Here is a 15,134-nt window from a genome sequence, read left to right as displayed (position 1 = left end):
GCGGCGATCAGGGTGCCGCAGGTGGCGGCGGCCAGGGCGGTACCGGCGAGAGCGTTCTTCGGGGTGGCGGCACGGCGGAGGACGGAAGCGGCGGGCACGCGTGACCTTTCGTCGTGGACGGGGCAGTCGCCCACAGAAACAGTCATCGCGAATGACCGCAATGCCCCCTTTTACTAGGTGTGACCGCACCCGGAGTGATGGTCCGGCCCGTGACCGGGAGTGGTCCCTACGGCCTCGCTTCGTATGTGACCTGAGTCACGTGGGATGCCTCACTGCCGGGGCGCGTCGAACGTGACCGGCGTCTCGAACGCCGCCCGGCGCGTGGCGCGGCGCAGCGCCCTGAGCACCGCCGGACCGAGGGTCAGCGTCAGGACGACCGTGACGACGGCCCGGCCCAGGTCCCAGCCGAGCGAGGTGGCCAGGCAGTACGCCAGGAATCGGGCCAGATTGGCGGGGACCGCTGCCTGCGGGTCGAAGGCGACGTTCGAGGCGAGCGCGCTCATGAAGGGCCAGCCCGCCATGTTCATCACCGTGCCGTAGGCGAAGGCGGCGAGGAAGCCGTAGCCGGCGAGCATCACCAGCTCGGTACGGCCGCGCAGCCGGTCCGGGCCCGGCAGCAGGCCCGCGCCCATCGCGAACCAGCCCATCGCCAGCATCTGGAACGGCAGCCACGGGCCCACCCCGCCCGTGAGCAGCGCGGACGCGAACATCGTCACCGAGCCGAGGACGAACCCGAAGCCAGGGCCGAGGACCCGGCCGCTCAGCACCATCAGGAAGAACATCGGCTCGATCCCGGCGGTACCGGCGCCGATCGGCCGCAGGGCGGCCCCCGTGGCGGCCAGCACGCCGAGCATCGCGACCGCCTTCGGGCCCAGACCGGACTCCGAGATCGCCGCGGCCACCACGGCCACGAGCAGCACCAGCAGGCCCGCGAAGAGCCAGGGCGCGTCCTGCGCGTGGGCGCTGAGCTGCGAGGTGGGCGGGGCGAGGAAGGGCCAGCCGAAACCGGCGGCACCTACGGCACTGACGAGGACCAGGGCCGTGAGGGAGCGGGGACCGAGACGGACGGCACGGGCCTGGCGCTGGGCGTTCATGAGCCGGTCCCGGGCTGCGGGAGGGCCGCGCGGACCTGGGAGACCGTGAGCCAGTGCTGCGGGGCCAGGATCTTGGTGACCTGCGGGGCGAAGGACGGCGAGGAGACCACGACCTCCGCGGTCGGGCCGTCGGCGATCACCTCGCCCTCGGCCAGGAGCACCACCCGGTGGGCGATCTCGGCGGCCAGCTCCACGTCATGCGTCGCCAGCACGATGGCGTGCCCCTCCTCCGCCAGCTTGCGCAGGACACCGACCAGGCGGGCCTTCGCCGCGTAGTCCAGGCCGCGGGTGGGCTCGTCCAGCAGGAGCAGCGGGGGCCGGGCGGTCAGTACGACGGCCAGGGCGAGGGCCAGGCGCTGGCCCTCCGAGAGGTCCCGGGGGTGGGTGTCGTCGGTGACGCCCGGGAGCAGCTCGGTGACCAGGGCGCGGCAGGTGCCGGGAGTCGCTTCCGCGTCCTGGTCGGCCGCCGTGCACTCGGCGGTGACGGTGTCGGCGTAGAGCAGGTCGCGGGGTTCCTGGGGGACGAGGCCGACCTTGCGGACGAGGTCCCTCGGGGTGGTGCGGTGGGGTGTGGCTTCGCCGAGTCGGATGGTTCCGGAGGTGGGCGTGATGAGGCCGACGAGTGAGTTGAGGAGCGTGGATTTTCCGGCGCCGTTTCGGCCCATGAGGGCGATGGTTTCGCCGGGGGTGATGGTGAGGTCGATGTGGCGTAGGGCTTGGATGCGGGAGCGGGTTACTGAGAGGGCTCGTACTTCGGCTGTGCGGGTTGTTCGTGGCTGGTCGCGCAGTTCCCCGCGCCCCTTTGGGACGATGCTCAGCTGTTGGCGAAGATCCGCTGCCTTCCGTCGCGCGTCACGGACCGTCAGCGGCAAGGGCGTCCAGCCCGCCAGGCGGCCCAAAGCCACCACCGGGGGGTACACCGGGGACACGGCCATCACCTCGGCCGGGGTGCCCAGGGTCGGCGGCTCGCCCGGGGCCGGTAGCAGGGCGACCTGGTCGGCGTACTGGATGACGCGTTCCAGGCGGTGTTCGGCCATGAAGACCGTCGTGCCGAGGTCGTGTACGAGGCGCTGGAGGACCGCCAGGACCTCTTCGGCGGCTGCGGGGTCGAGCGCGGAGGTCGGCTCGTCCAGGACCAGGACGCTCGGGTGCGGGGTGAGGACCGAGCCGATCGCGACGCGCTGCTGCTGGCCGCCCGAGAGAGTGGCGATCGGGCGGTTGCGCAGGTCGGCCAGGCCGAGGAGGTCGAGGGTCTCCTCCACGCGGCGGCGCATCACCTCCGGGGCGAGGCCCAGCGACTCCATGCCGTAGGCGAGTTCGTCCTCGACGGTGTCGGTGACGAAGTGGGCGAGCGGGTCCTGGCCCACCGTGCCGACGACATCGGCGAGTTCGCGCGGCTTGTGCGTGCGGGTGTCGCGTCCGGCCACCGTGACCCGGCCGCGCAGGGTGCCGCCGGTGAAGTGCGGCACGAGCCCGCTGACCGCGCCCAGGACGGTGGACTTGCCGACGCCGGACGGGCCGGCCAGGAGGACGAGTTCGCCCTCCGGGACCTCGAAGTCGATGCCCTGGACGGTGGGTTCGGAGGCACCGTCGTACGTCACGGAGACGTCCTCGAAGCGGATCACGACGGCTCCTTGGGATCGGGGGCGACGAACGCGGGCAGCAGACCGAGGAGGATCGCCGCCGCGGGCCAGAGGGGGAGCGTGGGGGCCACGAGCGGCACCACGCCGGGGTGCAGGGCCGCGGGGTCCCGGACGGCGGCGAGTACGAGCAGCGCGGCGACCGCCACGCCGGAGGCGACGACCAGCAGGGCGCGCACGTCCCAGCGGTCCGGGCGGTACCGGGTGCGCAGCGACCGCCGGCCGCCGAGCCGGAGACCCGCGAGGGCGGCGGCGAGGCCGACGAGGAGGACCGGGAAGCCGTAGGTGGCGCCCTCGGCGGTGAGCAGTCCGTACGTTCCCGCGCAGACGCCGAGCAGACCGCCGAGAGTGAGGGCGGCGGTGGTACGGCGGACCGCGGCCGGAACCTGGGCGGTACGGCCGTAGCCGCGGGCGTCCATCGCGGCGGCCAGGGACACCGAGCGCTCCAACGCGCCCTCCAGGACCGGGAGGCCCACCTGCAACAGGCCCCGGACGCCCTTGTCCGGGCGGCCGCGCAGCCGCCGGGCGGCGCGCAGACGCTGGACGTCGGCGATGAGGTTCGGCGCGAAGGTGAGGGCGACGACGACCGCGACACCCATCTCGTACAGGGCGCCCGGGAGGGACTTGAGGAGGCGGGAGGGGTTGGCGAGGGCGTTCGCGGCGCCGACGCAGACGAGCAGGGTGGCCAGTCTCAGACCGTCGTACAACGCGAAGGTGAGGGCCTCGGCCGTGACCTCGCCGCCGAGGCGGATGCCCTGGGCCCAGTCGGGGAGGGGCACCTCGGGGAGCGTGACGAGGGTGTGCGTGCCGGGGATGGGGGAGCCGAGGACGATCGCGAAGAGAAGCCGGACGACCAGGACGGCGAGGGCGAGTTTGACGAAGGCGCCGTAGGAACGGGACCAGGGGGTGGAGGGGCGGCAGGTCGCCACGACGTAGGCGGAGACCGTGATGAGGAGGGAGAGGAGAAGGGGGTTGGTGGTGCGGGTGGCCGCGGTGCCGAGGGAGAGCGACCAGAGCCACCAGGCGCCGGGGTGCAGAGGGGCTCGGGGCCGGCGCTGGGGGTGTGCCGGCCCGGGGCTGAGCCGGGCCGTGCCGCTAAGTCTGGTCACGCCGCCGTACCTGCCAGATCGCCGCCGCGCCCAGTACCGTCACCACGGCGATGCCCGCCAGCAGGCCCAGGGACGGGCCGTTGTCGTCGGACGTGTCCTTCTTCGCCGCCGGTGCCGACTTGCGGGAGCTCGTCACCTGCTCTCCGCAGCCCTTCTCGGGGTAATCCGCGATCGCGCACAACAGGGCGTTCGTGTCGTAGCGCAGAGGCTTGGCGACCGTAGCGAGGGCCTCTGCCGTGGTCGCGTCGGGGGAGACCCGGGCGCAGGCCGTTCGGGCGGGGGGCGGGGTCTCGCCCTGGGGGGCGTCCGCCTTCGTGCCGGAGTCGATGACGAGAGCCACCCGCTTCCTGCCGTCCCGCGCGGGCGTCTTCGCGCAGATGGTCCCGAAGTCGGCCGTGCCGCGCGGCCGGGCCGCCTCGGAGGAGTCCTCGCTCACCGCGAAGCGGAAGCCCTGCACGTCGCCGTCCGAGGGACGGGCCATGGACGGGCCCTGGGTGGCGTAGACCCAGCGGTCGCCGTCGCGGTCCCAGAACGACCAGTACCGGTAGCCGGCGGCCTGGGCCTGGCCCGCGCCCGCGCACAGCAGGAGCGAGGCCAGGAGGAGGAGAACGGCCCGGCGGATCACGACTGCTGCCTCTTCTTGCGGCCGGTGAAGAGGAAACCGATGCCGATACCGGCGACGAGGCAGACCCCGACGTACCACCAGACGCCGAAGAAGTCCGACGTCGAGTCCGAGTCGTTCTTCTTGTCGGTCGCCGAGGGCTGTTCGGGGGCCTGCGGGGCCGGGCCCGTCGCGTTGAGCTGCTTCACCAGGTCCGTGCCGCCGAAGTCGCGCGGGTTCGCGCCCGTCGCGTGCGCGGCGAAGATGAGCTGGGCGTAGGCGGCGGGGCCGCCCTGCTCGGCCCAGGTGGCGGAGTTCTTCTCCAGCCAGCGCACGGACTTCTCGGCCTGCTCGGTGTCACCCCGCGCGGCGAGTGCCACGACAGCGTCGGCGGTGTTGCCGTGGTCGGGCTGGGGGTCCGAGCCGGCGAGGGCGGAGGTGAGGTGGTCGTCGTCCTTGGTGAGGATCTGGGTGAGGTAGGAGGCTCCGTTGGCGGCGGCCTGGTCCGGCGTACCGGGATCCGCACAGGTGACGTCGGACTTCTTACCCGCCTCCACCACCATGTCCTTGCCCAGGGCGCCGAGCACACCCGCCGCCGTGGCGTCCGCGTTGGCGGCCAGCTTGCCCTTCTTGTCGGGCTGGAACGCGAAGGCGCCGTCGCCGTCCCCGCCGCAGGGGAGGGCGAGCTTCAGCAGGGCGTCGTAGGGCGACTTCCCGCCCTTCTCGACCTGGTCGGGCTTCTCGCCCGCGGCGGTCAGCGCGCCGATGACGACGGACGTGGAGTTGGTGTCGCTGGCGCCGCCGGGCGCGTAGCCCCAGCCGCCGTCCTTGTTCTGGACGGACTTCAGCCAGCCGACGGCCTTGTCGGCGGCGGCGTCCTGTCCGCCGAGCGCGGCGAGGGCCTGGACGGCGGCGGCCGTGGCGTTGGTGTCGAGCATGGTCTTGGCGTCGCACGCGGCGGTGGGGTCCGGGCGGTACGCGGCGAACCCACCCTCCTCGCACTGCTGCCGGACCAGCCACTCGACGGACTCGGCGGCCGGCTTCTCACCCACCGTGTCCTGGGCCAGCAGGGCGAGCGACTGGCGCCAGACGCCGTCGAACTTGGGGTCCTTGTCCCCGTACAGGGCGGAGGGGAACGCCTGGGACGGAGTCGGCGACGGTGCGGCGGCGGCCGGCGTGGCGGCGCCGATCACGGTGGCGGCGGCCAGGACCGCGGCGCTGCGGCGGACGTTCATGATCGGCGGGTGCCTCTCCCTGTGAGGGAGCCGGGCAGCACGGGACACCCCGGCGGCTCGGCTCCGTATACCTCGACGGTGCCGTGTACCGGCAGGCGCCGGGCACGTGAGCCGGTCACGAACCGTACGGGGCGATCCGGCTCACCGCCTGCCTCGGCGGGCGGTTCACGGTTGCGGGTCAGCGCCGGAATTGCACCGGCTTCTCCCAGTACGGTGTGATGACGACCTGCTCACTGTACCCGCACGTCCAAAACGGGCTGAGGCCGCTCTACGGCCGGGTAGCTTCGCCCCATGCCGACAACGCCATCGGGAAGACTCCTCGGCTCGGGCCGCCGCGCCGATGTGTACGAGATCGACGAGGGGTGGGTGCTGCGGCGGGAGCGGGAGGGCGGGGGTGATGCGGCGGCCGAGGGGGCGGTGATGGAGCATGTGCGTGCCCACGGCTATCCGGTTCCCCGGGTCCGTCCGACCGGCTCGCGTACCGACCTGGTGATGGAGCGGCTCTCCGGCCCGACCATGCTCCAGGCGTGCCTTGCGGGCGCGCTGGATGTGACGGAGGCCGGCTCGATCCTGGCCCGGCTGCTGCGCGACCTCCACACTCTTCCCGCTCTGCGCTCGCCCGACCCGGCGGTCCGCGTCCTCCATCTGGACCTCCACCCGGAGAACGTGATGCTCACGCCCGAGGGGCCTCGCGTCATCGACTGGTCCGACACGGAGGAGGGCGATCCGGGCCTGGACTGGGCCGCCTCGGCGGTGATCCTCGCCCAGGCCGCCGTCTCCGGCGACGCACTCTCGGCCCCCGCCCGCGCCATGCTGGCCGCCCTCCTCGCCGACCCGTCCCCGCTCACCCGGCCCGCCCTTGCGGAGGCCCTGCGCCGCCGGGCCGGTAGTCCGACGATGAGCCGGATGGAGGTCGAACTGCTGCACCACGCCGAGGAGTTGATCCTGTCCGTGGGGCAAAGCGGTTAACGTGAAGCTCCACGACCACACGCAGGAGCGTCCATGACTGAGCAGGTGGAGAACTCCGAGCAGGAGCCGCTCTCCAAGATCGATACCTCGGTTCCGCACTCGGCCCGGATCTGGAACTACTGGCTGGGCGGGAAGGACAACTACGAAGTCGACCGTGTGGCCGGTGACGCGTTCCGTGAGATCTTCCCCGGTATCGAGACCGGAGCCCGCGCCGCCCGCTACTTCCTCGCCCGCGCCGTTCGCCATCTCGCCGCCGAAGAGGGCATCCGCCAGTTCCTGGACATCGGCACCGGGCTGCCCAACGTGGACAACACCCACCAGATCGCCCAGCGGGTGGCCCCGGAGAGCCGGATCGTGTACGTCGACAACGACCCGCTGGTGCTGGCCCACGCCCGCGCGCTGCTCACCAGCACACCGGAAGGCGTCACCAACTACGTCGACGCCGACCTGCGCAAGCCGAGCACGATCGTCCGGGAAGCCGGTAAGACGCTGGACTTCGACCAGCCCGTCGCGCTCTTGCTGATGGGCATCCTCGGTCACATCGAGGACCACGACGAGGCCCGCGAGATCGTGCGGCAGCTCGTGGACGCCCTGCCTCCCGGCAGCTACCTCGTCCAGTACGACAGCACTGACACCAGCGAGGACTACGTCCGGGCCATCGGGCAGTACAACGACGGCGGCTCGATCCCGTACATCCTGCGCAGCCCCGAGCAGATCGCCCGCTACTTCGACGGTCTGGAGCTGCTGGAGCCGGGCGTCACGTCCTGCTCGCGCTGGCGTCCCGACGCCGAGGCCCTGGGCCTGCCCGCGGAGGTGCACCAGTACGGAGGCGTCGCCCTCAAGCGCTGAACCCCGGGGGGCCTCGCTCAGGTCTCCTGAAGTATGCGGTGCAGGATGGTCGGAGTCTCGTCCGGTGACTCGGCTTCGACCACCAGCCGGTTCATGGCGTCCCAGTAGCGCTCGATGTCGGCCGGCCGGTCGGGATAGAGCGCGGTGGTGAGCTGCTCGAGGTAGACCACGTCGGGCAACTGGCCGCCGGGCAGCCGCAGAATGGTGACCGGACCGCCCTCCGCGGCATGCCCGCCGGAGAGGAACGGCAGGATCTGGACGGTGACCTGCGGAAGCCGGCAGACCTCGATGAGATGCCTGAGCTGGCCGCGCATCACCTCCGGCCCGCCCACCGGGCGCCGCAGCGCCGCCTCGTCGATCACGGCCCAGAGCTGGGCCGCGCCCGGCTGCCGGTGCAGGACCCGTTGCCGGGTCATCCGCAACGCCACCCGGCGGTCGACCTCCCGCGCGTCGGCGTCGGTGTGGGCGAGCAGGACGGCGGCACGCGCGTAGCCGGGGGTCTGGAGCAGTTCGGGAACGCGCTGGATCTGGAAGCAGCGGATGACGCTCGCCGCCTGCTCGGCACCGAGGTAGGACTGCGTCCAGGAGGGCACCACGTCGCTGTAGTACTGCCACCAGGCGTGGGTGTTGGCCTGTTCGGCCAGCGCCAGCAGCGTGGCGCGTTCGGCCTCGTCCGTGACGCCGTAGTACGTGAGCAGGTCGGCGACGTCCCGCAGTTTGAACCCGTGGCGGCCGGCCTCCATGCGGCTGATCTTGGAGGGGGAGGCGCGGATGACGTCACCCGCCTCCGCCCTGCCGATGGCTCGCGCGTCGCGCAGCCTGCGCAGCCGGGCGCCCAGCGCCAGCCGAGGGACCATGGGCCCGGCGGATCTCCCGTCCAGGACTCCGCTGAAGGGCGATGTCGGAGCGGCCTCTTCGGTGCCCATGGGTATGTCTCCTTGCGGTGGTACGCAACGCCGCACGCGCGTGGGGGCGCCGCGGCTCGTTCATCGTAGAGGCCCTGCCCTGACCCCATCCTGCTTATGCCAAAGGAGAGTTCGGGCGCGGTGTGGGACCGCCGAAGGGCAGGTGAAGAGTCCGGGAGGCGATCAGCCAGGCGCCGTCGGCCCGGCGAAAGGCGTCCTCGTAGTGCCCGACCTGGACCGGCGGCCCGGCCGGGATGACGCCGCCGTCGTAGCCGTCGACGCGGTACGTCGTGAAGTACGAGATCGCCCTGGCGGCGTCCGGGGACTCCAGCGTGACCAGGACGTTGGACATCATGCGGCGGGAGAGCCGGTCGGCGGGGCGGGAGCCGAAGTACGTGCGCAGGGCGTCGCGGCCCTTGACCAGCCGCCCGTCCTGCGGCCACTGCCAGACACCGTCCTCGGTGAACAGCTCGGCGACGGAGGAGGGGTCGCCCAGGTCGAGCCGGTGGACGAAGTCGAGGATCAGACGCTCGCAGGCGCGTTCGGCGAGGAGGTGCTCCATGGGGTCCATGGGCTTGGTTCTAGCACCCGGCCTGGGCAGCCGTGTACGTCACCCGGACGGCCACGTAGGCACCTAGACGGCCACGTACCTCACCGGCTCGCTCCCCGGCACCGCCTCCGCCCGGCCCAGTTTGACCAGGCGGCGCAGATGGGCCTCGGCCTCCGAGACCGCGATGTTCCGGGAGCCGTACGGGATCTGCTCCCAGGGGCGGTTCCACTCCATGCGTTCGGCGAGCTGCCAGGGCGTGAGGGGCTCGGCGAGAAGGGCTCGCAGGGAGGTGAGGCGGGCCTCGTGGTGGTCGAGCAGTTCGTGTACGCGGGCGGCGGCGTCCGGGAAGGGGTGCTGGTGGGCCGGGAGCACCTCGGCGGGGGCGAGGCGGCCCACGCGTTCGAGGCTGTCGAGGTAGTCGCCGAGGGGATCGGTGACCGTGGCGTCGTCGGGGTCCTCGTAGAGGCCGATGTGCGGAGTGATCCCGGGCAGCAGGTGGTCTCCGGAGAACAGGCGGCCGTGTCCCGGGAGCCGGGCGGGGTGGGTCTCCTCCAGATGGAGGCAGACGTGGCCGGGCGTGTGCCCCGGGGTCCAGATCGCGCGCAGGCGGCGGCCGGCGAGGTCCAGGAGTTCGCCCGGGACGATGTCGCGGTCGGGCAGGGCGGGGGAGAGGCCGGGCAGGGCGCGGGGCCGGGGTGTGCGCAGCGGGGCGATGTGCTCCTCGGGCGCGCCGGCGGCGGTGAGCTTGGCCGTCATGTACGAGAACCAGCGCTCGGGCCGGGCTTCCCGGGTCCGTCGTACGACCGCGGTGTCCGCCGCGTGCATCGCGATCCAGGCGCCCGACGCCTCGCGGACCCGGCCGGACAGGCCGTGGTGGTCCGGGTGGTGGTGGGTGATGACCACGCCGTGGATCTCGGCCACCGAGGTGCCGCACGCCGTGAGGCCGTTCGCGAGGGTGTCCCAGGACTCCGGGTCGTCCCAGCCGGTGTCGATGAGCACCGGCCCCCGGTCGGTGTCGACGACGTACACGAGCGTGTGGCCGAGAGGGTTGTCCGGGATGGGGACCCGGAGGGACCGGACGCCTCCGCCGTGATCCGTCGCCTGTGGCATGACCTGTGTCATGGGCTCCCCTGTCGCCGCGTCCCCGTCACTATAACTAGAACCGGTTCCATTGGGAGTTCCCGGTGATGTGCGGTCCGTGGACTCCTGCGGGCGGGGCTGGTATCTGTGGGCTTATCTGATGAACCGTCAGAGAACGCTCCCGGGGAGGCAGTCGGCCATGACCGAACTCGTGGAACACGGACAGCTTTTCATCGGCGGGGAGTTGACCGACCCCCTGGGCGAGGACGTCATCGAGGTGATCTCGCCGCACACGGAAGAGGTCATCGGACGCGTCCCGCACGCCTCGACCGCGGATGTGGACCGGGCCGTGGGGGTGGCGCGGCGGGCGTTCGACGCGGGGCCCTGGCCGCGCATGAGCCTCGACGAGCGGATCGAGGTCGTGAGCCGGATCAAGGACGGGATCGTCGCCCGGCACGAGGAGATCGCCCGCGTGATCTCCGGCCAGAACGGCTCGCCGTACTCCTGGAGCGTCCTCGCCCAGGCCTTCGGCGCGGTGATGGTCTGGGACTCGGCGATCACCGTCGCGCGGAACTTCACCTACGAGGAGCGCCGGGACGGTGTGCTCGGCCGCATCCTCGTACGGCGTGAGCCCGTCGGGGTCGTCGCGGCCGTCGTGCCCTGGAACGTCCCGCAGTTCGTCGCCGCCGCCAAGCTCGCCCCCGCGCTGCTCACCGGCTGCACGGTCGTCCTCAAGCCCTCGCCCGAGTCGCCGCTGGACGCGTATCTGCTCGGCGAGATCGCCCGCGAGGCCGGGCTGCCCGAGGGCGTGCTGTCGATCCTGCCCGCCGACCGGGAGGTGAGCGAGTACCTGGTCGGGCACCCCGGCATCGACAAGGTGTCCTTCACCGGGTCGGTCGCGGCCGGGAAGCGTGTGATGGAGGTGGCGGCCCGCAATCTCACCCGCGTGACGCTCGAACTGGGCGGCAAGTCGGCCGCCGTCGTCCTGCCCGACGCGGACGTCGAGACGGCCGTCGCGGGCATCGCCCCCGCGGCCTGGATGAACAACGGCCAGGCCTGCGTCGCCCAGACCCGCATCCTGCTCCCGCGCGCCCGCTACGACGAGTTCGCCGACGCCCTCGCCGCGGCGGCCGGTGCGCTCGTGGTCGGCGACCCGCTGGACCCCGCCACCCAGGTGGGCCCGCTCGTGGCCAGGCGGCAGCAGCAGCGCAACCTCGACTACATCCGCATCGGGCAGGAGGAGGGCGCGAAGATCCTCACGGGCGGCGGCCGCCCGGCCGGCCTGGACCGCGGCTGGTACGTCGAACCGACCCTCTTCGGCGACGTCGACAACTCCATGCGCATCGCCCGCGAGGAGATCTTCGGCCCGGTCATCTGCCTGCTGCCCTACGACGACGAGTCCGACGCCGTGAAGATCGCCAACGACTCCGACTACGGGCTGAGCGGCAGCGTCTGGACCGCGGACGTCGAGCACGGCATCGACATCGCCCGGCAGGTCCGCACGGGCACGTACTCGGTCAACACCTTCAGCCTGGACATGCTGGGCCCCTTCGGCGGCTACAAGAACTCGGGCCTGGGGCGGGAGTTCGGGCCCGAGGGGTACGGGGAGTACCTGGAGCACAAGATGATCCATCTCCCGGCGGAAGCGTAGAGATGGGCGACCGCTGGCACGTCGAGGTCGACCGCTCCCTGTGCATCGGCAGTGCCCAGTGCGTTCACCACGCCCCGGACGGCTTCCGCCTGGACCCGGCCCGCCAGTCCCATCCGCTCGCCCCGGACACGGACGCGAACGAGCGGGTCCTGGAGGCGGCGGAGAGCTGCCCGGTGGAGGCGATCGTGATCACGCTGGGGGGTGGCGGCGAGCCGGTGTTCCCGCCGGAGGACTAGCCCGTGCCCGGCCCAGGGGGCGTCGGCCGGTGCGGGTGTCAGGCGCCGGGGGCCCGGTACTGCACCTTCTGCCGGACCGCCTCGTCGACCTCGTCGGCCGACAGGAGTACGACCGTGCTCGTGCGCACGCCGCCGGCGGCCGACACGACCATGCTCATGGCGGCGGCGGAGGTGTTGCCGGGCAGCTCCGCCGTGAGATAGACGTCGTCGTCGCCGAACGCCCAGTACATGGTCTCCACCCGGCCCCCGAGGCCCTCGACCATGCGTCCTACGACCTCGCTCCGCGCGGTGCCGCCCTCGCTGAGCAGACCCTTCAGTCCTTCCGGGGTCAGCTTGACCTTGAAGAGGTACTTCGACATGAGCACACCTCCACGTTCCGGTATGTCCCAGCAGTCGCTCTTACCCTCTTATGATCCATCAGTCGGAAGAACTCCGAAAAATATCGCCTAGGGGGGTTTCTTCTGCGGGCAGAAGTTCTAGCCTGGAATTGGCCTACGAGGCGAGTGAGGGAGTCCGACCGGAGTAGCCGACGGTGGCAGGACGCCAGAGGTTTTGGGTTTCCGCCGGTGCCGACTGCGACGGTAGGGCTGAGAGGCCGGAAGGACGCAAGGCCGAGAGGCCGAGCGACCGGAGGGCGACCCCCAGCACCTGATCCGGACCATGCCGGCGAAGGGAACCCGTCTCGTAGGTTCTACTTCTGCCCTTCCGGCTTCTGTGCTTCCGGCTTCTGTGCTTCCGGCTTCTGTGCTTCCGGTTTCGTCAGGGCGATCAGCCGGCACACCGTCTCGATGTCGATCCGCACCTGGGCGATCGAGGCGCGGCCCGACAGCCAGGTGATCAGCGCCGAGTGCCAGGTGTGCTCGATGACCCGGACCGCCGAGAGCTGCTCCGGCGTCGGGTCCTCCAGTCCCATCGCGTCCAGGATGATCGCCGTCGTCTGCCGTGAGACCTGGTCGACCTCCGGGCTCACGCTCCGGTCGGCGAAGGTGAGGGCCCGGACCATCGCGTCGGCCAGATGCGGCTCGCGCTGCAGGGCGCGGAAGGCCCGCATCAGCGTCTCCGCGACCCGCTCGGCCTCCGACTCGCCCTGCGGGGGCTTCTTCCGCAGCGTGCCGTGCATGTGCTCCAACTGGTCCTGCATCGTGGCGACCAGCAGGTGGATCTTGGAGGGGAAGTAGCGGTAGAGGGTGCCGAGCGCCACCTGTGAGGACTCCGCGACCTCGCGCATCTGCACGGCGTCGAAACCGCCCCGGCTGGCCAGTTGCGCGCTCGCGTGCAGGATGCGGCGACGGCGGGCCTCCTGTCGCTCCGTGAGGGGAGGGGAGGCGGGGGCTGCGGCTCTGGCTTCCACCTTGGCCACTGTGTTCACCTTGGCTTCCGCGGGGCTCGGGTCCCGTTCCGTGACGGTCCGTGAGGGCAAGTGATCAGACAGCATGGCACGGCACCGGCCGTGGCGTGAATCACCTGATCCACTGGTCACAGCGCCCCTACCTGCCGGTAGATTCAGAGCCTCCGAACGATCAAGTCTGAAACTTGTTCTAGATTAGCGTCCCGGCGTAATCTCGCGGGACAGTGCAGGGAGAAGGGGGCCAGAGTGACCGCTGAGGCCAGGGAGGCCGGGCCCGCGGAGGACCCCGCCGCCGACGGCTCGCGACCGCTCCACATCGCGCTCCTCACCTATAAAGGGAACCCGTTCTGCGGCGGCCAGGGTGTCTACGTCCGGCACCTCTCGCGCGAACTGTCCCGCCTCGGCCACCGCGTCGAGGTCATCGGTGCCCAGCCCTACCCCGTCCTCGACGAGGGCTACGACGGCCAGAGCCTCACCGAGCTGCCCAGCCTCGACCTCTACCGCCAGCCGGATCCTTTCCGCACCCCGGGGCGCGACGAGTACCGCGACTGGATCGACGCGCTCGAAGTGGCGACCATGTGGACCGGCGGCTTCCCCGAGCCCCTGACCTTCTCGCTGCGCGCCCGCCGCCATCTGCTGGCCCGCCGCGGCGAGTTCGACATCGTCCACGACAACCAGACGCTCGGGTACGGGCTGCTGGGAGACGTGGGCGCGCCCCTGGTGACCACGATCCACCACCCCATCACCGTCGACCGGCAGTTGGAGCTCGACGCCGCGGACGGCTGGAAGCGGCGCTTGTCGGTGCGCCGCTGGTACGCCTTCACCCGCATGCAGAAGCGCGTCGCCCGCAGGCTCCCCTCCGTGCTCACCGTCTCCGGCACGTCCCGCCAGGAGATCGTCGACCACCTCGGTGTACGCCAGGACCGGATCCACGTGGTCCATATCGGCGCCGACACGGACCTGTTCTCGCCGGATCCCTCGGTGCCGGTCGTGCCGGGCCGGATCGTGACGACGTCCAGCGCGGACGTGCCGCTGAAGGGCCTGGTCCATCTGGTCGAGGCGCTCGCCAAGGTGCGCACGGAGCAGCCCGGCGCGCACCTCGTCGTCGTCGGCAAGCGGCCCACGGAGGGGCCCGTCGCCCAGGCGATGGAGCGGTACGACCTCGCCGGCGCCGTCGACTTCGTCAAGGGCATCTCCGACGCGGAACTCGTCGACCTGGTGCGCTCGGCGCAGGTCGCGTGCGTGCCGTCGCTTTACGAGGGCTTCTCGCTGCCGGCCGCGGAGGCCATGGCGACGGGCACGCCCCTGCTCGCCACGACCGGCGGCGCCATACCCGAGGTCGCGGGGCGGGACGGGGAGACCTGCCTGGCGGTGCCCCCGGGGGACGCGGGCGCGCTGGCCGCCGGCCTGAACCGGCTGCTGGGCGACGCCGAACTGCGGGCACGGCTCGGCGCGGCCGGGCGCGAACGGGTGCTGCGGCACTTCACCTGGGCCAGGGCCGCGGAAGGAACGGTGGCCCGGTACCGCGAGGCGATCGACCGGGCCGGTCGCGAGACAGGACGCTCCGGGCCGGGGGCTTCCGGTGGTTTCACGGCGAGTGGTGCGCGGCCCAGCCCGGGAGTTTCCGCCGGTTCCGTGGCGAGCGGTGAGCGGTCGGCGCCCCTGGCTTCCGCCCGCTCCGCGGTCGCGGCCGGAGTGGGGCCGACCGGTTCGGCGGGTGCCGGCCCTGCCGCTTCGGCGACTGCCGGTTCCCCGGCCACGTCCGGGGCCGACGCGGCATCGGCCGGTGCCGCGTCCGCCGCCCCGGCCGGTGCCGGCTCCGCGGCTCCCACGGGTGCCGGCTCCGCGGCCCCCACAGATGTAGTAG

General features: G+C 72.0%; 15 protein-coding genes and 1 riboswitch. Of the genes, 5 read left to right on the top strand and 10 right to left on the bottom strand.

The window, feature by feature from the left end:
- Nucleotides 1-269: 269 nt before the first annotated feature.
- From ACFTZL_RS26755 to ACFTZL_RS26735, 5 genes are read right to left on the bottom strand one after another with little or no spacing between them, the layout of a single operon-like run.
- Nucleotides 270-1,094, bottom strand: a complete 825-nt coding sequence (locus tag ACFTZL_RS26755) for an ECF transporter S component (RefSeq protein WP_382587683.1) — start codon at nucleotides 1,092-1,094, stop codon at nucleotides 270-272.
- Entirely contained in the window at nucleotides 1,091-2,719 is a 1,629-nt protein-coding gene (locus tag ACFTZL_RS26750; RefSeq protein WP_382587681.1) for an ABC transporter ATP-binding protein, read from the bottom strand. Before ACFTZL_RS26750 ends, ACFTZL_RS26755 begins: the two co-directional genes overlap by 4 nt.
- Nucleotides 2,716-3,843, bottom strand: coding sequence for an energy-coupling factor transporter transmembrane component T (locus tag ACFTZL_RS26745; RefSeq protein WP_382587679.1), 1,128 nt, complete (start codon nucleotides 3,841-3,843; stop codon nucleotides 2,716-2,718). Before ACFTZL_RS26745 ends, ACFTZL_RS26750 begins: the two co-directional genes overlap by 4 nt.
- Nucleotides 3,830-4,468 (bottom strand): SCO2322 family protein, encoded by a 639-nt coding sequence (locus ACFTZL_RS26740; protein WP_382587677.1) that lies wholly within the window; start codon nucleotides 4,466-4,468, stop codon nucleotides 3,830-3,832. Before ACFTZL_RS26740 ends, ACFTZL_RS26745 begins: the two co-directional genes overlap by 14 nt.
- Nucleotides 4,465-5,679 (bottom strand): prenyltransferase/squalene oxidase repeat-containing protein, encoded by a 1,215-nt coding sequence (locus ACFTZL_RS26735; RefSeq protein ID WP_382587675.1) that lies wholly within the window; start codon nucleotides 5,677-5,679, stop codon nucleotides 4,465-4,467. The genes ACFTZL_RS26740 and ACFTZL_RS26735 overlap by 4 nt, the downstream gene beginning before the upstream one ends.
- Nucleotides 5,680-5,790: 111 nt before the next feature.
- Nucleotides 5,791-5,937: riboswitch (cobalamin riboswitch) on the bottom strand.
- 33 nt (nucleotides 5,938-5,970) lie between these two features.
- Between ACFTZL_RS26735 and ACFTZL_RS26730 the strand changes: the two genes are divergently transcribed.
- Complete coding sequence (locus ACFTZL_RS26730; RefSeq protein ID WP_382587673.1) at nucleotides 5,971-6,648, top strand: phosphotransferase; 678 nt, start codon at nucleotides 5,971-5,973, stop codon at nucleotides 6,646-6,648.
- A 33-nt stretch (nucleotides 6,649-6,681) separates the two neighbouring features.
- A complete protein-coding gene (locus ACFTZL_RS26725; protein WP_382587671.1) occupies nucleotides 6,682-7,497 on the top strand; it encodes an SAM-dependent methyltransferase in 816 nt (271 codons plus the stop codon).
- Between the two features lie 17 nt (nucleotides 7,498-7,514).
- On the opposite strand, the gene ACFTZL_RS26720 is transcribed toward ACFTZL_RS26725, so the two are convergent.
- From ACFTZL_RS26720 to ACFTZL_RS26710, 3 genes are all read right to left on the bottom strand, one after another.
- Nucleotides 7,515-8,423, bottom strand: a complete 909-nt coding sequence (locus ACFTZL_RS26720) for a helix-turn-helix domain-containing protein (RefSeq protein WP_382587669.1) — start codon at nucleotides 8,421-8,423, stop codon at nucleotides 7,515-7,517.
- A gap of 94 nt (nucleotides 8,424-8,517) precedes the next feature.
- Nucleotides 8,518-8,973, bottom strand: a complete 456-nt coding sequence (locus ACFTZL_RS26715; RefSeq protein WP_382587667.1) for a nuclear transport factor 2 family protein — start codon at nucleotides 8,971-8,973, stop codon at nucleotides 8,518-8,520.
- Between the two features lie 63 nt (nucleotides 8,974-9,036).
- A complete protein-coding gene (locus ACFTZL_RS26710; protein ID WP_382587685.1) occupies nucleotides 9,037-10,062 on the bottom strand; it encodes an MBL fold metallo-hydrolase in 1,026 nt (341 codons plus the stop codon).
- 169 nt (nucleotides 10,063-10,231) lie between these two features.
- Here ACFTZL_RS26710 and ACFTZL_RS26705 point away from each other — a divergent pair, with 169 nt between their 5' ends.
- Together ACFTZL_RS26705 and ACFTZL_RS26700 are read left to right on the top strand one after the other, a co-directional pair.
- Nucleotides 10,232-11,683: an aldehyde dehydrogenase gene (locus ACFTZL_RS26705; protein ID WP_382587665.1), complete on the top strand. Its 1,452-nt coding sequence runs from the start codon at nucleotides 10,232-10,234 to the stop codon at nucleotides 11,681-11,683.
- 2 nt (nucleotides 11,684-11,685) lie between these two features.
- Nucleotides 11,686-11,919 (top strand): ferredoxin, encoded by a 234-nt coding sequence (locus tag ACFTZL_RS26700; RefSeq protein ID WP_382587663.1) that lies wholly within the window; start codon nucleotides 11,686-11,688, stop codon nucleotides 11,917-11,919.
- Between the two features lie 38 nt (nucleotides 11,920-11,957).
- Here the strand turns inward: ACFTZL_RS26700 and ACFTZL_RS26695 are convergent, their stop codons facing one another.
- Both ACFTZL_RS26695 and ACFTZL_RS26690 read right to left on the bottom strand, forming a co-directional pair.
- Complete coding sequence (locus ACFTZL_RS26695; RefSeq protein WP_382587659.1) at nucleotides 11,958-12,278, bottom strand: GYD domain-containing protein; 321 nt, start codon at nucleotides 12,276-12,278, stop codon at nucleotides 11,958-11,960.
- 332 nt (nucleotides 12,279-12,610) lie between these two features.
- Nucleotides 12,611-13,354 carry a TetR family transcriptional regulator gene (locus tag ACFTZL_RS26690; RefSeq protein WP_382587658.1) on the bottom strand — a complete coding sequence of 248 codons (744 nt, stop codon included), beginning with the start codon at nucleotides 13,352-13,354 and terminating at the stop codon, nucleotides 12,611-12,613.
- Nucleotides 13,355-13,513: 159 nt separating this feature from the next.
- Between ACFTZL_RS26690 and ACFTZL_RS26685 the strand changes: the two genes are divergently transcribed.
- Nucleotides 13,514-15,134 (top strand): glycosyltransferase family 4 protein (locus tag ACFTZL_RS26685; RefSeq protein WP_382587656.1); only part of this gene is annotated, 1,621 nt, incomplete at its 3' end.

This window comes from Streptomyces sp. NPDC056948, assembly GCF_042674225.1.
In the GTDB taxonomy this organism is placed as follows: domain Bacteria; phylum Actinomycetota; class Actinomycetes; order Streptomycetales; family Streptomycetaceae; genus Streptomyces; species Streptomyces purpurascens.
Note: the sequence above shows the minus strand (reverse complement) of the source record. Positions and strands in the feature narration are given on the sequence as shown.

What these genes read in the sequence shown, in the direction of transcription:
- ACFTZL_RS26755 (WP_382587683.1), bottom strand. Translation starts at nt 1,094, where the DNA reads ATGAACGCCCAGCGCCAGGCCCGTGCCGTCCGTCTCGGTCCCCGCTCC.
- ACFTZL_RS26735 (WP_382587675.1), bottom strand. Translation starts at nt 5,679, where the DNA reads ATGAACGTCCGCCGCAGCGCCGCGGTCCTGGCCGCCGCCACCGTGATC.
- ACFTZL_RS26730 (WP_382587673.1), top strand. Translation starts at nt 5,971, where the DNA reads ATGCCGACAACGCCATCGGGAAGACTCCTCGGCTCGGGCCGCCGCGCC.
- ACFTZL_RS26725 (WP_382587671.1), top strand. Translation starts at nt 6,682, where the DNA reads ATGACTGAGCAGGTGGAGAACTCCGAGCAGGAGCCGCTCTCCAAGATC.
- ACFTZL_RS26720 (WP_382587669.1), bottom strand. Translation starts at nt 8,423, where the DNA reads ATGGGCACCGAAGAGGCCGCTCCGACATCGCCCTTCAGCGGAGTCCTG.
- ACFTZL_RS26715 (WP_382587667.1), bottom strand. Translation starts at nt 8,973, where the DNA reads ATGGACCCCATGGAGCACCTCCTCGCCGAACGCGCCTGCGAGCGTCTG.
- ACFTZL_RS26710 (WP_382587685.1), bottom strand. Translation starts at nt 10,062, where the DNA reads ATGCCACAGGCGACGGATCACGGCGGAGGCGTCCGGTCCCTCCGGGTC.
- ACFTZL_RS26705 (WP_382587665.1), top strand. Translation starts at nt 10,232, where the DNA reads ATGACCGAACTCGTGGAACACGGACAGCTTTTCATCGGCGGGGAGTTG.
- ACFTZL_RS26700 (WP_382587663.1), top strand. Translation starts at nt 11,686, where the DNA reads ATGGGCGACCGCTGGCACGTCGAGGTCGACCGCTCCCTGTGCATCGGC.
- ACFTZL_RS26695 (WP_382587659.1), bottom strand. Translation starts at nt 12,278, where the DNA reads ATGTCGAAGTACCTCTTCAAGGTCAAGCTGACCCCGGAAGGACTGAAG.
- ACFTZL_RS26690 (WP_382587658.1), bottom strand. Translation starts at nt 13,354, where the DNA reads ATGCTGTCTGATCACTTGCCCTCACGGACCGTCACGGAACGGGACCCG.